Annotated in this window: 17 protein-coding genes; 6 read left to right on the forward strand and 11 right to left on the reverse strand. The window is 40.1% G+C overall.

Annotated elements, in window-relative coordinates; genetic code table 11:
- Nucleotides 1-242 precede the first annotated feature (242 nt).
- Nucleotides 243-680, reverse strand: coding sequence for a SirB2 family protein (locus HNW13_RS05465; RefSeq protein ID WP_243756170.1), 438 nt, complete (start codon nt 678-680; stop codon nt 243-245).
- A 342-nt stretch (nt 681-1,022) separates the two neighbouring features.
- Here HNW13_RS05465 and HNW13_RS05470 point away from each other — a divergent pair, with 342 nt between their 5' ends.
- Together HNW13_RS05470 and HNW13_RS05475 are read left to right on the forward strand one after the other, a co-directional pair.
- A complete protein-coding gene (locus HNW13_RS05470; RefSeq protein WP_124011573.1) occupies nt 1,023-1,772 on the forward strand; it encodes an IS5 family transposase in 750 nt (249 codons plus the stop codon).
- Between the two features lie 174 nt (nt 1,773-1,946).
- Entirely contained in the window at nt 1,947-2,351 is a 405-nt protein-coding gene (locus HNW13_RS05475) for an NUDIX domain-containing protein (RefSeq protein ID WP_162023303.1), read from the forward strand.
- Here HNW13_RS05475 and HNW13_RS05480 read toward each other — a convergent pair.
- On the reverse strand, nt 2,313-3,335 hold the full coding sequence (locus tag HNW13_RS05480; protein WP_194956088.1) for a Gfo/Idh/MocA family oxidoreductase: 1,023 nt from the start codon (nt 3,333-3,335) through the stop codon (nt 2,313-2,315). The two genes, HNW13_RS05475 and HNW13_RS05480, sit on opposite strands and share 39 nt — an antisense overlap.
- A 3-nt stretch (nt 3,336-3,338) precedes the next feature.
- On the reverse strand, nt 3,339-3,653 hold the full coding sequence (locus HNW13_RS05485; RefSeq protein ID WP_243756171.1) for an antibiotic biosynthesis monooxygenase: 315 nt from the start codon (nt 3,651-3,653) through the stop codon (nt 3,339-3,341).
- A 129-nt stretch (nt 3,654-3,782) separates the two neighbouring features.
- Here HNW13_RS05485 and HNW13_RS05490 point away from each other — a divergent pair, with 129 nt between their 5' ends.
- On the forward strand, nt 3,783-4,652 hold the full coding sequence (locus HNW13_RS05490; RefSeq protein ID WP_101086941.1) for a LysR family transcriptional regulator: 870 nt from the start codon (nt 3,783-3,785) through the stop codon (nt 4,650-4,652).
- Between the two features lie 166 nt (nt 4,653-4,818).
- On the forward strand, nt 4,819-6,540 hold the full coding sequence (locus HNW13_RS05495; protein WP_192115059.1) for a diguanylate cyclase: 1,722 nt from the start codon (nt 4,819-4,821) through the stop codon (nt 6,538-6,540).
- A gap of 76 nt (nt 6,541-6,616) precedes the next feature.
- Here HNW13_RS05495 and HNW13_RS05500 read toward each other — a convergent pair whose 3' ends face one another.
- The 4 genes from HNW13_RS05500 to HNW13_RS05515 are packed head-to-tail and all read right to left on the reverse strand — an operon-like array spanning nt 6,617 to nt 8,904.
- The gene (locus tag HNW13_RS05500) at nt 6,617-7,018 is read right to left on the reverse strand and encodes a CBS domain-containing protein (RefSeq protein ID WP_101086943.1); all 402 of its coding nucleotides are present in this window, start codon (nt 7,016-7,018) and stop codon (nt 6,617-6,619) included.
- A complete protein-coding gene (locus tag HNW13_RS05505; protein ID WP_011637728.1) occupies nt 7,015-7,365 on the reverse strand; it encodes a P-II family nitrogen regulator in 351 nt (116 codons plus the stop codon). Before HNW13_RS05505 ends, HNW13_RS05500 begins: the two co-directional genes overlap by 4 nt.
- A 3-nt stretch (nt 7,366-7,368) precedes the next feature.
- Nucleotides 7,369-8,142, reverse strand: coding sequence for a DUF1538 domain-containing protein (locus HNW13_RS05510; RefSeq protein WP_101086944.1), 774 nt, complete (start codon nt 8,140-8,142; stop codon nt 7,369-7,371).
- A 24-nt stretch (nt 8,143-8,166) separates the two neighbouring features.
- Complete coding sequence (locus HNW13_RS05515) at nt 8,167-8,904, reverse strand: DUF1538 domain-containing protein (RefSeq protein ID WP_192115058.1); 738 nt, start codon at nt 8,902-8,904, stop codon at nt 8,167-8,169.
- Nucleotides 8,905-9,129: 225 nt separating this feature from the next.
- On the opposite strand from HNW13_RS05515, the gene HNW13_RS05520 reads away from it, so the two are divergent.
- Entirely contained in the window at nt 9,130-9,351 is a 222-nt protein-coding gene (locus HNW13_RS05520; protein ID WP_192115057.1) for a hypothetical protein, read from the forward strand.
- Here HNW13_RS05520 and HNW13_RS05525 read toward each other — a convergent pair.
- Nucleotides 9,314-10,345, reverse strand: a complete 1,032-nt coding sequence (locus HNW13_RS05525; RefSeq protein WP_124013279.1) for an IS630 family transposase — start codon at nt 10,343-10,345, stop codon at nt 9,314-9,316. The genes HNW13_RS05520 and HNW13_RS05525 overlap by 38 nt on opposite strands.
- Before the next feature lie 43 nt (nt 10,346-10,388).
- Between HNW13_RS05525 and HNW13_RS05530 the strand changes: the two genes are divergently transcribed.
- Nucleotides 10,389-11,339 carry an energy transducer TonB gene (locus HNW13_RS05530; protein WP_243756172.1) on the forward strand — a complete coding sequence of 317 codons (951 nt, stop codon included), beginning with the start codon at nt 10,389-10,391 and terminating at the stop codon, nt 11,337-11,339.
- 47 nt (nt 11,340-11,386) lie between these two features.
- Here HNW13_RS05530 and HNW13_RS05535 read toward each other — a convergent pair whose 3' ends face one another.
- The 3 genes from HNW13_RS05535 to HNW13_RS05545 all read right to left on the reverse strand — a co-directional run bounded on the left by HNW13_RS05535 (nt 11,387) and on the right by HNW13_RS05545 (nt 14,390).
- Complete coding sequence (locus HNW13_RS05535) at nt 11,387-11,731, reverse strand: hypothetical protein (protein ID WP_101086947.1); 345 nt, start codon at nt 11,729-11,731, stop codon at nt 11,387-11,389.
- Nucleotides 11,732-12,085: 354 nt separating this feature from the next.
- Nucleotides 12,086-12,544, reverse strand: a complete 459-nt coding sequence (locus tag HNW13_RS05540) for a CBS domain-containing protein (RefSeq protein WP_101086948.1) — start codon at nt 12,542-12,544, stop codon at nt 12,086-12,088.
- Between the two features lie 106 nt (nt 12,545-12,650).
- Entirely contained in the window at nt 12,651-14,390 is a 1,740-nt protein-coding gene (locus HNW13_RS05545; protein ID WP_182743907.1) for a lysophospholipid acyltransferase family protein, read from the reverse strand.
- Between the last annotated feature and the right edge of the window lie 8 nt (nt 14,391-14,398).

A 14,398-nucleotide genomic window follows, 5' to 3' on the forward strand; every position in this document is an offset into this window, starting at 1 on the left:
TCCCTAAACGTGTTTGGACTATGGCCTGCTATCACTATCGCCGTGGCGCTTCACCCACACCAGACTAAGAGGAAGCCCACAGTTGTCCTAAATACTTGCGTAGACGTGACACACTCATGCCTAAAACAAGTGACTAATTATTATAAACATCTTAAATCGGCCTAATGAATAAACACCGAGCGCATAAGCATTTGTCTTATTAATAGTGGCTAAAATTAATTAACCACTTTAATCAAAACAGCTTAGCAAATAGCAGTTAGCATAGACTGGCCTAAGTCATAAAAAACATTAGCACCTTCTTCAATTCCTTTTGATTTAAGATGGTCGGCAAAACCAAGTCGTGCAGTCATTGCTAACCAAAAGATTGTGCTCAGTAAGCCGACAATACGCCACGGTGTTGACTTGGCCCACTTAAGTGCAAAAGTAATAGAGAGCACATACAGTACGAAACCACCTAATTTAGATGAAGCCCAACCATTCACAAAGGGGTACAGGTTAAGTGGATTTGCTACAACCAGATAAATAAAGGTGCAGATAAAGAGAGTATATAAAACATGCGGCCCGATTTTTAGTAATTTATGATTGACCTTGTCAGACCCTTTCATCGTTAACACAAAGTTAATCATAAAAAATATAAACGTAATCGCAATTATTGTTAGATGAGTGTGCTTAACTATCATGTACATATTGTTGTTTCCTAAAAGTAATTTTCATTTAAGACTTATACCGCCTCTAATTTAAAGCAAACCTTGTAACAAACAAGCGTTAGTAAGGTAGCGACTTTTTAAGCATCTTTACCTTTTTAATTAAAATTAATGCCATATGATTACGCAAAATACTGAACTTAAGATTAATCAGGTTGACTTGTCCTAATCAACATACCATGAGTATCGAATATGTGTATGTTTAGAATAGAGATTCTTTCATAAATGTTAGGGGCTGTTGATCTTTGTTTGAATTTTGTGCGAAGAAGGTAATCTCGTATAATTCACTTCGCCAAAAACAAATACAACGAGATTACCATGCCCCGATTAATGCTCACTGATGAGATGTGGTCGAAGCTAAAAGCTATTCTGCTTGATGATAGAGTTTATAACAAGCAAGAGCATCGATTTACGATGGAAGGGATCCTTTACCGATTGCGTGTCGGCTGCCCTTGGCGAGATTTACCTGAATATTTTGGCTTATGGAATACCATTTACCGTCGTTTTTTACTGTGGTCAAGAAAAGGTATTTTACTCAGGCTGTTCAAAACATTATCGACTAATAGTGATACTGAATGGGAATTTATTGATGGAAGTTATGTAAAAGCACATCAACACAGTTCAGGTGCATCATCTGATGAAAATCAAGCAATTGGGCTAAGTCGTGGTGGTAATACAAGCAAAATCCATCTCGCGGTAGATAGCTATGGTTTACCGATAGAATTCATTGTTACAGGTGGAGAAGTTCATGATAGTAAAGCAGCTAATGCCCTTATTGAACTGTTGCCACAAAGTCATTTTATTATTGCAGACAAAGGCTACGACAGTGAAGCGATTAGAGATAAAGTGCGTGAATGTGGTTCAAAGCCAGTGATCCCTAGAAGACAAAATTCGAAGCAAGGAAATGGCGATATCGATTGGTGTTTATACAAATATCGGCATTTAGTTGAAAATGCTTTTGCTCGGCTTAAGCATTTTAGAGCGATAGCGACCCGCTATGATAAATTGAAAATTAATTTTGAAAGCCTGCTGGCTCTAGCTTGCTCTATAATTTGGCTGCCAATGTGAAAGATCAACAGCCCCTAGTTGTTTTTATCTATATTACTATGTTCTCAATTACTTATTGAGTAGAGTAGAGTTGATTTGATGTCGTATTCTGAACGATAGATAAAAGTCTAATGCGATTGTTTGAGTGTAGTAATCATCATAGCAATCACAACTAATTTAAAATGGAAAATCATCATGGCATTTAATGATTTATTTAGACTCAGTTCCCACGCTGTTATCACCAATGACGATGGGCAAGTGCTGTTGTTAAAAGCCAATTATGCTGACAAACATTGGGGCTTGCCGGGTGGTGGACTTGACCCTAATGAAACGATTCATCAGGCATTACAGCGAGAATGTTTAGAGGAGTTGGGTTGTGAGGTTGATGTGCAATATCTGTCTGGAGTGTATTTTCACAGTGCATATCAGTCGCAAGCGTTTATCTTTCGCTGTCAGTTACCGCAAGGCGTGCAAATACAGCTTAGTGATGAACACAGCGAATATGCTTACGTTGCTGTTGCTGAATTATCGACGATTCAGCAACAGCGGGTGAACGAGTGTTTATCGTTCAGTGGTGTGGTTCGCAGCGCCGCTTTCTAACGCGGCGTTATGCCATGTTGTTAGCATTTGCATGACATCCACAGAGTCACTGAGCTGTACTAAGGGTCTTGGTACTGTGTATTGCTTATTGTCTAATGCGTTAAGCACTGCTTCTACTTGATAGTAAAAACCATTGCCTTTGGCTTCAACGTCTACTACTTCAACATCTTGTTCATATAACCTAACGGTAAAATGATTACCCTGAGATTCTGGTAACCAAGGGTTTGAGGTGAACTCAATACATCCTAAGCTGCCCAAGATAGTAAAGCCTGCGTGCAGACCATAGTCTTCAGCGGTGTGAAGATGACATTGCACGCCATTGCTGTAACTGACGATGGCAGTCGATTCGCAAATATTACCGTCTTGACCACGTCTTCCGGTCGCTTCTATGTGGTATTGCTGGCTCAGCTCGGTGCCAAATTGTTGCTGCATCACTAGCTGCATTAATGATGCAGGGTAACAACCTAGGTTAAATAATGCCCCAAGGCTGGCAGGGTTAACAAACTGGCTAATGGCAGCGCAATATTGGCCGCGGATACTTTTAACTTCACCTATTACACCACTTGCTAGCGTTTTGCTTAGCTGTTGCATAAATGGGTGAGCTAAATACATTAAGCCTTCAAGGAAAAACACCTTGTTTTGAGCTACTGCCGCAAGACTTTCGATGGTTTTTGGCATATCTACGGACAGTGATTTTTCACATAAAATCGCTTTGCCAGCATCAGCAGCTTTTACCACGTATTCATGATGTAAGTGATTTGGCAGGGCAATGTATATAACATCGACTTCAGGGTTGTTGATTAACGCATCAAAATCAGTAAATTGATGTGGAATTTGATACTGATTCGCAAACTCTGCCAATGTTGTGGTGTTGCGTCCTGCAACGCCATAAATTGTACTTTGACCTTGTGCTTTAATCGCATCGGCCATTACACCAGAGATAAAACTGGTGCCTAATATTGCCCACTTAATTGATCCAGACATTCATTATCCCTCAGTGGTTAATAGTTGATAGTCAAACGCTTGCTGTAGATCGGTTAATGCCGATTTGATAAATGCTTGGGTATGATCGGCTGCAAAGTGGGCATCAAACGCAGCTTGGTCATCATAACGTTCCCAAAAAACAAACTGTTTAGGGTTGGTTTTATTTTGCAGCGCCATTGCAAGCGAACAGCCTGGTTCGCTATTCATATCCACACAAAATTGACGGACAGCTGCGATTCCCTGTGCTAATGACACTTGGTCTTTAATGTGAATTTCGGCGGTGATAAACACGCCTTGTTGATCCAGTTTGTTATCCATATCGACCCCTTAATCATAATGGGTCATCGTAAACCAGTTCGGCGCAAGGCAAAATGGTTTGATGGTGTTTACAGAAAACACCATAGGTTTATAATTAACACTGGTTTGATGCAGGATTAGGGATATTCAGTGGATAAATTAACCGCGATGCAGGTGTTTAGTCATGTGGCTGAGCAGGGCAACTATGGCACAGCTGCGCATAAATTTAATATCAGCCGGACTATGGTCAGTAAACACATTAATCAGTTAGAGGCCTACCTTGGAATTAAGCTGATTAACCGTACCACCCGCCAGCAAGAACTCACTGAGTCTGGGTTAGTGTATTATCAAGAATGTAAAACGATTTTAGCGTCTATTACAGAAGCTGAAAATACCTTACAGACGATGACAGGCACGCCGCGAGGTAGTATTAGAATTAATGCGCCTGTCAGCTTTGGTAATACCGTGTTAGCACCGATAGTGAATCAATTTTTACTGCAATATCCTCAAATTGATGTGGAATTACGCCTTGATAATCATCTCATCGATCCTATTCACAATAATGTGGATTTAGTGGTGAGAATAGGTGCGTTGGATGATTCGGCGTTAATTGGACGCCATATTATGAATTATGAAATGCAATTTTGTGCGTCATCGCAGTACTTAGCACAACATCCAGTAATACAATCGCGTGACGATTTACGCCACCATCAGTGTCTGGGCTTCAGCTATTCTACCAATGGGTCATTGTCTATTGCACATCAACAAATTTTTGGTAAACGTCATTTCAGATTATTATCAAACAGCGGTGTGGTACTCACCCGGGCAGCCATTGATGGCTTAGGGGTTATTTTACAACCGACTATTGTCGTGAGTGAGGCGATAGCTGCGGGCTTACTGGTGAATATTGATTGTTTAATCCCGCCAGAAGCCATGCCAATTCACTTACTGTATAAAGACAAAAACCTGCCGCTTAAAACCAGAGCATTAATTGATTTTATTGTGGAGCAATTAGCCTAACGGTTGGTATCTAATGGCTCCTTTAATGGCATTATTAATCGTATTAATATTGTTTATAAGATCCAACAAAAATATGTTTGATGTTGCCTGTTTGTTAGACAAAAAGTACATCAGAGGCTAATCTAATATCAAACAATTCGATTGAGTATTTACTATTCGCTTCTTAATGATCTTTTTATTCTTTTATAGTTTTCACGTTACAAGTAAACCTATTGAATTATCAGATGTTGTTGAAGAGTTATTCATTAACGAACACGTCAGTATTCTGCAGGTTGCGAGTGATGATGTTTCGTTTGAGAATGCGTTTATCCAATACCAGCAAGGACAGTTTGCTCCAAATATTGACGGAAAAGTCAGTTTTGGTTTTACTCATGATGTACTTTGGGTGTCTGCGTTGATTAATAATTCAACAAAAAAACCACTAAAAAAGTTTTTTTATCTCGACTCTGCTTGGTTAGATCACGCAGATTTCTATTTTATTCGACAGAGTCAGGTAATAGAAAAAGCATTTACGGGTGACGCCATTCCCTTTAGCCTGCGGACAAATCAAACTCGAATGGTAGCTCAACCGCATGTATTTAAACCCGGTATAACTCAAGTGTTAATGCGGTTTGAGTCAAAAGACCCTTTGTTAATCCCATTGTATTTAACGACCGAAGAAATCATTCAAAGTAATTTAGAAGTGACGAATTATTTTTATGGTTTTTTATACGGCGCTTTTTTTATCTTATTCGTTTATAACATTGTGCTTTCTGTAAGCTTAAAAGACAGTAGCTATATATATTATTCTTTGTATTTATTGTCATTTTTAAGTTTAAATATCGCTTACACGGGCCATGGTTTTAAAGTTATCTGGCCAGAAAATTTGTTTGTGCAGCGCTGGGCAATGATACTTTTTTTATATTGTTACATCATTTTCGGTATCGCGTTTTGCTTTGAGTTCCTTAAATTAAAAGTCTATTTACCTAACGTATATCGTTTTAATAAAACGATATACGCCTGTCTGGTGTTGTTAGTTGTGTCGCTGTTTATATACGCAGATCAATTACTCGCCGTTAATGTTGGTGTGGCATTGACTTCATTATTAGTCGTTATTTTTATTAGCTTAGGTTTTTTAGCCTTAAGAAATGGCCATGCAATGGTCAAATTTTTTATCCCTGCGGTATTTTTAGGTGCGGGTGGTGCAGCCCTTTCTGCCGCAACAACTTGGGGTGCTATTCCGTATAACACGATGTTATTTCACAGTATTGAAGTAGGCATGCTGATTGAAATGTTTATTTTAGCCTTGGCGTTAGCGTTTAATTTAAAACAAGTTGATAAAGCGCGGATTACAGCCGAAGTCATCGCGCAAGTAGATCATTTAACCGGGTTATATAATCGTCGTGCTTTTATTGTCAATGCCAGTCCTCTGTGGGATCTTGGCATGAGAGAACAAAAAACATTTTCGATGATCCTGTTAGATATCGATTGGTTTAAAACAATAAACGATGATTATGGTCATGCTGTAGGTGATGCCACCCTTAAAAGTATTGCCGATACACTAAAGCAACATATTAGAAATAGTGACGTGTTAGCGCGTTGGGGTGGAGAAGAATTTATTATTTTTTTACCTAATACCGACAAATTAGCGGCTATTCAACTGGCTAATTTTATTCGTAAAAAAATTGAAAAAATGGTTGTGTTACATGATGGATGTTCGTTATCAATAACCGCAAGCTTTGGTGTTGCAGAGTGTAATAATCAAATGACAAAATTAGAAGACCTCACCAAAATTGCCGATATAGCATTATACAGAGCTAAAAATAGTGGACGTAGTATTGTCTGTGAAATACCGGGAAATTTAACAAGCATAGATCGAGTTGTAGGGCAAAGTCAGCCAATCAGTTAGGTTGCGGTTAGGCTCACTGATCATGAAGTCTGTTCCGCTTCATCATGCTAAAATGCCCCGCTGTAGTATATTGATATTATTTTTTAATCATCCCCTTAAGTACAATATTGTCATAAGTGACAAAACCTAAAATCTCACCCGCTTCAATCACCGGCGCTTTATTGATATTAAAACGTTCAAAAAGTCGAGCCGTGTAGCGTACGTCCATATCAGCAGACAATGAAAGCACTGGCTTTATCATGATTTCGTAAATGTTGGTACGCTCTGGTGACTTGTCTTTGGCTAACACTTTGCGGGCGATATCGCTCATGAGTACCATGCCGAATTCGTCATGCTCATTGCGTTTATTTACCACTAATATATTCACGTTATTGCTAATGGCTTCTTGGATCGCTTCGGCCACTGTGTGCATACCATCAACCATGACGTACTGGTTATTCATGACGTCGCGGTTACGTATAGGGGTTGTGCTACTCATATTTGATCCTCAATGTCTTTACTCAACTTTTGAACCTGATGGGCCACACCAACGGCATCCTCAACATCAATTTGTATCGCAATACCTTTGCCTGAATTAGTGTCAAATTCACCTACATTTGAAATGGTTTCGAGAATGTTGCGGCTCATGTGTTCTTCTACCAACCATAAAATCACATCACGCTGAACATCTAAGGTAAGCCCCATAAAGGTTTTCTTTTTTTCTAAGCCTTCACCGCGAGCATGATTAATTACCGTGGCACCCGTTGCACCTGCAACACGCGCTGCATCAAGTACCTTATCGGTACAGTCATCGTCGACAAAGGCGACAATTAATTTAAAGCGCATAGGTTACTCCTTAGTGGCTTTTCGTTTGGATAAATAGTCAACCGCTTGGGCGTAACCCATTACAGTGATCATCGGAAATAAACTGGCAAAGGCAATCAAGCCAAAGCCATCAATTAATGGATTACGGCCTTCAACATTGGTGGCAAGCCCAAGTCCTAATGCCGCGACTAATGGAACCGTTACCGTTGAGGTGGTTACGCCACCAGAGTCATAAGCTAAAGGGACAATCATTTTGGGGGCATAAAAGGTTTGAATGACCACCACAACATAGCCGGCCATAATGTAATAGTGAATGGGATCACCAACCACAATACGAAAACAGCCTAACGTAATCCCAATCGCCACGCCAAATGCCACTGACATTCGCAGACCTTGAATGCCAATGGTGCCACCAGAGACTTGGTTGGCTTTGATGGCCACTGCAATTAATGACGGTTCTGCGATGGTGGTGCTAAAACCGATTGCGGCGGCAAACACATAAACCCAAAAGTAGTCTTGCCAAATATACGGCTCATTGCCACCATCAGGGTGTAAAAACTCGCTGGTGGTCAATTGATTGGCCATGCTCTCACCGATAGGGAATAGAGCCAATTGTAAACCCACGAGAAAGAAGGTGAGGCCAATAATGACATAAACAAATCCAAGCAATACTTTACGCCATTGGTTTATTGGGCGTTTAAGCACACCCAGCTGAAAGCCAAATAGAATTATCGCAATAGGTATGACATCACGAGCAGTCAGTAATAAAGTGCTAATCAGTTCATTTAGCAAAACCACTCCTCATTTTATTGGCGATAGCGATCACTGCAAAAACACCATGCCGTATAGCAATACAAAAATCATTGGACTAAGACTGGCAAAAGCAATTAATCCAAAGCCATCTACCATTGGATTACGACCTTTAATGACGCTTGCCAGGCCGACCCCTAGTGCAGTGACTAAAGGCACCGTAATGGTCGATGTGGTGACGCCACCAGAATCATAAGCGATACCAATAATGTTGGCTGGTGCAAAGCTGGTGAGGATCATCACCAACACGTAACCGCCAATAATGAGGTAATGGATTGGCCATCCCTTAAGAATACGAATGACCCCAAGTAAAATGGCCAGACCAACCGAGACAGCGACGGTTAATCGTAAGCCCATCGCATAGGAGCTCATGGCTTGTTGGTTTGACTCTATCGCACCAGCATTCGCGGCAACCTGCGCTGCTTCGTTTGCAACAGCCGTAAGAGCAGGTTCCGCTAATGTGGTGCCAAAACCTAACGAGAATGAGAAAATAACTAACCAAAATACACTGCCTTTTCGTGCTAATGCTTCAGCCAGTGATTCGCCAATCGGAAATAAACCCATTTCCAAACCAAATACAAAAAAGGTCAGTCCCAATACAATAAACACCACACCCACAAGAATAGATCCAAGTTGTGCAGGCGCTTGATGAAGCACAAATATTTCAAAAAAACTGACCACTAAAATAATAGGAATAAGGTCTTTGAAGCTGCTTAACATCGCTTGGAGCAATTTGATGATGGCTGACATCTTGGCTCCTGTAATGGTTTCGCTGACATAAATAGCCAGCAACTAAATTAGTGTGCCTATGGAACAATATTTCACAACATATTGTTTACAATTATTTGCAGTAAGTTGACGTAGGTCATAAAAATGGGTAAAAGTGGAGGGCTGTTTATTAAAATATTACTCGACCAGTATTTTGCGAAGTGCGAGAAAAGGTTAAGGATAAAATCAAAAAGGATTTAGAACGTTATGAAGACACTTTTACGCTTATCGATAGCAGCGGCTTTTATGAGCCAATTTGCTTATGCTGAACCAGCAAATACAGAAGCTTTTTCACACGCTTACCAGCAATACAATGTTTCTGTTGAAAACCACAACAACCAAGATACGCTGAAATATGCGCAGCAAGCCTATGAGTTATACTCAAGTGAATTCAAACTGCAGGTTTTAATTTCTGAAAGTTATCATTAATTGTATCACCGAGTGTATCGGCAATATCGGGGAGGGTGATGCTAAAAAAGTCAGTGATTTTTCGTCGGAATTCTTTTGTCGTTGCGAAGTATTGCCCATTCCTCGCATGTTTATTCATTACCTTCCACAATCGTTCTATTGGGTTTAAATTTGGACTATAAGGCGGCAGGTAATGCAATGTTATATTCAGATTTTTAGCCTCTTTAACTACTAAGGCATTTCGATGGTATCCAGCGCCATCAAGCACCAAATGGATAACACCACTTGTTGAGTAACGCGCTCTAATTTGGTTTAAAAAATCGATGATGGATGCACCGTTAACCGTTTTGCTATATTGCTCAATGACCGCTTCTGTTAAGTGACCAAGTCGGATTGCACCAACCACGTTAATACGGGTTCGGCTTCCCGTCGTTTCTATCGGTTTATCAACGCCTTTTTTTATCCAGCCTGCGGTGATTTTTGTGGCTTGGGTCGGATGAACCGCATCCATAAATAATAACGGTTCATCAGGGGTTAACGAGGATTTTAGTTGCTCATAATATTCAATGAAAGCCGTTTGTTTGTCTTCATCAAATTTGTGAGGAACCCCTTTAGGGTTTTTATAGCTGAACTGATGTTTATGCAGCCATTTATTGAGGCCTGACACTGTGTACTTAATCTGAAATTGTTCTGAGATATAAGCGACTATTTGATGGCTATGCAAGTAGGTCACCTCACACAGGTGTGCAATCAATAGTTCAGTTTGCTCTTGACTCAGATAACTTAAGGAGCCGCCACTATTACACGTGAGTTTTTGGTCGTGAGCATAGGCATCAATGTATCGAACTACGGTCGTTTCGTGAATACGTAACGCTTGGGCAATCATTGGCGTTGGCCAATTTTCATCGCGTAGTAAAATGGCTTTAATGCGATCACACTCACGCCTATCACTCGAGCTTTTATGTCGAGTTTCCAATGCTACTTTTTGTTCTGGCGAGAGTGTAATTTGTTTCATGGGGCTATGATGATCCCATTTGGGACAAAATCAAGCATTTTCAATGATCACGGGTATAGGTCAAATTAAATTCGGTCAAGACAGCTTTGATAGCGCTAAGTTAGCCATTAATTATGCAAATGCGGTAATGGTTGAACCTAAGAAAAAGAATCAAGGCCGTGTTATTGAAGATGAAGCGACGCTTAAGGCGCATCAATTATTTACTTCTGCATTAGCTGTATACCGTGAAAACGTGACCGATAATGGTATCGAGTTAATCGATCCTTTGATTGGGTTAGCTGAATCGACAACAGATGATAAATACGCGAAAACGTTATTATTTGAAGCAATAGAGATTGCAGAAAAAGCTGACAATGAGTTAACGGTTGCCGAAGTAAAACTCATTACGTTTCATCGCTTATCGCATACCGAGTATTATACCCGCACAGTGAGAACTTTGGCGTTTGACGCTTACGATATTTATACCAGTAAGTTACCAGAGGATGCCATTAAACGAGTTGATGCTACTTACCTCGTTGCTGCGTTATATGATTCCATGGGTAAGCCAAGTCAAGCTATTACGAATTTAGTTGAAGTTATCAAACAATATCAGGCATTACCTTATAGCCATCCTTATGAACTTCGTGCGCATGCCTTGTTAGTGAAACTGTATGAGCAAAAAGGCCTAGGCGATAAAGCCACTGAGCATTGTATTGCGATTGGTAAAATGACGCCATGGAATGACCAACAAGAACAAACCCCGTTATTTAGAAAACCACCAAAATATCCGCAATCATATGCCCAAAGAAGAAAATCTGGTTGGGTGCAAGTTGAGTTTACGGTTGATGAAAATGGTTTTGTTAAATCACCTGAGATCATTGACTCTAAAGGTGGCACCCAGTTTGAAAAAGAATCAATAGAAGCGCTTAGTCAATGGCGTTATGCGCCTAAATTTGTTGATGGTAAGCCAACAGAAGCAAAATCTACCGTTCAGCTTGATTTCACCATAGGTTAATACCTAAGCCAGCTTGTGTTATACCAATCTCATTGGTTATGTTTAACTTAAGTTAACCAATACAAGCTGAGCATGCCAACACACACGACAACGAAGCTAGTTTCGATTAGGAACTGGCTTTTTTGTAGCTGTTTTTTACCTTGATTTAAAATAGTCACCAATTGGTTTTGTTTGTAAATACGGCAAGAGACTAATTCTGTTTGTGGATCGACTATTAATTGAAAACGACACTTTTTGCCATTATTAAGCAGTACATCATGCATGCTTTGTAAACCAAAGTTGAACTTGCGTGACACCACTTTGCCATTAATAAATACTCGTTCTAGTCCGCACCAATTACTCGCTTGCAACTCAATGTTGTCTTGATTGAGGTGGTATGTAAACTTAATCATAATGCTGTCCTTATCACATGATAGCCACGAGCCCTGTGTCTAATAAAAGCAGAGTAATGTGACATTTTCCAGCATATAAATATGAACAATTTACGAAATGAAGCTATCTAGTTGGCAAGCTTAGTAATATTTATTTTTTGGAAGAGCTATTGCCAAAATATGATTTTTCGGCATTTAAATATTAGCGGTTGATGATAAATGAAGCAGGGTTGTATGTCGGAATATACGGATAATATACGGAACTTATACATGAGTATTCGATCAAAAGAACAGATCAAAAGGACAGTTCAAAAATACAGTAGTAACAGGCAGACTATTTTTTGTTAACGATTAAATAGATGAAAAGCAGACCATTTACTTCACGTAATAGGCCTTCAATAGATCTTTCCAAGTAATAATGCCCACGATGGTGTTGTTGTCTAATACCGGTAAACACCCTATATCGTGGTCTAAAATAAGTCTGGTTGCTTGGTTGATATCGCAATGAGGAGCGATAGTGAATGGATTGTGAGTCATGACTTGATGAACCCTTTTATGCAGGGTTTCAGTGTCTCGAATTAATTCAGCAGCGGTACCGATATTAGGACTGAGCGCCCGTAGAAAGTCCCGATGAGACAATATGCCACTCAATTGCTCGTTATCAACCACGAGTAGATGATGAAAGCTGACATTGTCAAAAATTTCTTTGGCCAGTGTCAGCCGGTCATCCATCTCTATGGTAACCACTCGCGTAGTCATGATGTCCGCGACACAGAGATGTTTAGTCGGGTTATCAGGTAATGTCTCTGTCAACAATTCAGTAGCAGTTGTCATAAGCGATTCTCCACGTATTTATTCTTTTATATCAGATAAATATCAGTGTAACAATCATTTAACGGCCAATGACAACGACTTACTCACGTTATAAGCTTGTATCTGGTCAAGATGCAATTTTGTTTTCAGGTAAATGGCCAGCCAAGTATTTTTGATATTTTATCGGCTTTAACTGATGAATATCGACTAACACTAAACCATCGATACAGTCACCAAACTCTGCATCAATACCAAAGTCGAGAAACTGTACGCCATTGTTGTCACACAATTCGCCATATTGCTTAAATAACGTCGGTACTGATACACCCATATTCGATAGCGTCCGTTTGAGTATTTTAAAATTCTCAGCATAATCATCGCCATTAAATAACTGATGCAATTGATGCTGACGTTCGTCGGTGAATTGATATGAATTAAATGAAGTCGCTAAAACGTGTTTGGTGGCGAAGTGGTGTTGGTAAAAAAACACCAGCATCTCTTTGGCGGGGACAGGTAGACTATCGCTTAGCGACACAGGCCCAAAGAGGTAACGATACTGTGGGTTTTTAATCAAAAACGCACCAATACCTTGCCACAAATATTCTAAACTACGGCGGCCCCAATATTTAGGTTGCACAAAGCTGCGGCCAAGTTCGAGTCCTTGGTCAAAATAGGGAGCAAACGCATCGTGGTATTCAAATAGTGATTGGCTATACAGCGCATTTTCACCAATGGATTCGTGGAGCATTTTGGCACTGGCAAAACGATAGGCACCCACAATCTCTAATTCGTCTTTATCCCATAACACTAAATGAAAATAGTGATTATCATATTTATCGGTATCGCGACGTTTACCGGTACCTTCGCCCACGGCTCTGAAGGCGATTTCACGAAGCCGGCCAATCTCACGCATAATCGGACTGCTGTGAGTATGTTTGTATAAATAGATTTGTTTATTGTCTTGGGTTTTACCGAGCAATTCGCATTGTTGTAATGCTTGTTGTAGCTCACTGCGTTTTTCCGGATGAGCAATGGCATTTTGGGTAATGAATAACGGACTGCGATTTTTACCAATGCGATATAAATGATTTTTAAGCAGATTCACTTTAGTTTTAAGCGGAAAGTCTTGAGTGCTGACAACTTCTTTTGCTATTAATTGGCCAATCCGCACTGGCATAACATGATCCATTTGTTTAAACATTTCTTTGACCAGCAATAACGTCGCTAATGGTTTGTAAATCATTGAAGCACCATAAAATGTAGCGGAGTTCTTTGCATCAACATACATAGGTAAAAGCGGCGCATTACAGGCGCGAGCCATTTTTAAAAATCCGCTGTGCCAATGTAAGTCAGTGACACCCGTAGGGCGTAAACGCGACACTTCACCTGAGGGGAAAATCAATACCGCACCTTCATTTTTGAGGTGATGATGAATTTCATTTAAGTGTTGTTTCGGTGTTCCACCAGTCATGTTACGTACTGGCAATAAAATGGAATGAAGCGGTTTAATGGCCATAAGTAATTCATTGGCAACGACCTTGATGTCTGGTCTCACTTGGCTAATCAGTTTGATTAATGCCAACGCATCAAGTGAACCGATAGGGTGATTGGCGTAGATCACCACTCGACCTTCAATGGGAATATTTTCAATTTCGTTATTTGGGACGCTGTAACTAAAATTCAAACAGGCAAGAATTTGTTCAACAAAATCGACCCCGGATAAATGCGCATGTTCGTTGGCAATGTCATTACACTGCTTTTCATGAAGCAAGTAGCGCAACATGGCTTTAGTCGGCACGGCTAACCAAGGCTTGTTATGCACATTTGGCAGGTTTTTTTCGACCATATTATCGACAGTAAATATCATATTTTAGC

Source organism: Shewanella sp. BF02_Schw, from assembly GCF_014596695.2.
Lineage (GTDB): Bacteria > Pseudomonadota > Gammaproteobacteria > Enterobacterales > Shewanellaceae > Shewanella.

Excerpts from the sequence above, each read along its gene's own strand:
- HNW13_RS05465 (WP_243756170.1), bottom strand. The coding sequence starts at position 680 with ATGATAGTTAAGCACACTCATCTAACAATAATTGCGATTACGTTTATA.
- HNW13_RS05470 (WP_124011573.1), top strand. The coding sequence starts at position 1,023 with ATGCCCCGATTAATGCTCACTGATGAGATGTGGTCGAAGCTAAAAGCT.
- HNW13_RS05475 (WP_162023303.1), top strand. The coding sequence starts at position 1,947 with ATGGCATTTAATGATTTATTTAGACTCAGTTCCCACGCTGTTATCACC.
- HNW13_RS05480 (WP_194956088.1), bottom strand. The coding sequence starts at position 3,335 with ATGTCTGGATCAATTAAGTGGGCAATATTAGGCACCAGTTTTATCTCT.
- HNW13_RS05485 (WP_243756171.1), bottom strand. The coding sequence starts at position 3,653 with ATGGATAACAAACTGGATCAACAAGGCGTGTTTATCACCGCCGAAATT.
- HNW13_RS05495 (WP_192115059.1), top strand. The coding sequence starts at position 4,819 with ATGATCTTTTTATTCTTTTATAGTTTTCACGTTACAAGTAAACCTATT.
- HNW13_RS05500 (WP_101086943.1), bottom strand. The coding sequence starts at position 7,018 with ATGAGTAGCACAACCCCTATACGTAACCGCGACGTCATGAATAACCAG.
- HNW13_RS05505 (WP_011637728.1), bottom strand. The coding sequence starts at position 7,365 with ATGCGCTTTAAATTAATTGTCGCCTTTGTCGACGATGACTGTACCGAT.
- HNW13_RS05515 (WP_192115058.1), bottom strand. The coding sequence starts at position 8,904 with ATGTCAGCCATCATCAAATTGCTCCAAGCGATGTTAAGCAGCTTCAAA.
- HNW13_RS05520 (WP_192115057.1), top strand. The coding sequence starts at position 9,130 with ATGAAGACACTTTTACGCTTATCGATAGCAGCGGCTTTTATGAGCCAA.
- HNW13_RS05525 (WP_124013279.1), bottom strand. The coding sequence starts at position 10,345 with ATGAAACAAATTACACTCTCGCCAGAACAAAAAGTAGCATTGGAAACT.
- HNW13_RS05530 (WP_243756172.1), top strand. The coding sequence starts at position 10,389 with ATGATCACGGGTATAGGTCAAATTAAATTCGGTCAAGACAGCTTTGAT.
- HNW13_RS05535 (WP_101086947.1), bottom strand. The coding sequence starts at position 11,731 with ATGATTAAGTTTACATACCACCTCAATCAAGACAACATTGAGTTGCAA.
- HNW13_RS05540 (WP_101086948.1), bottom strand. The coding sequence starts at position 12,544 with ATGACAACTGCTACTGAATTGTTGACAGAGACATTACCTGATAACCCG.
- HNW13_RS05545 (WP_182743907.1), bottom strand. The coding sequence starts at position 14,390 with ATGATATTTACTGTCGATAATATGGTCGAAAAAAACCTGCCAAATGTG.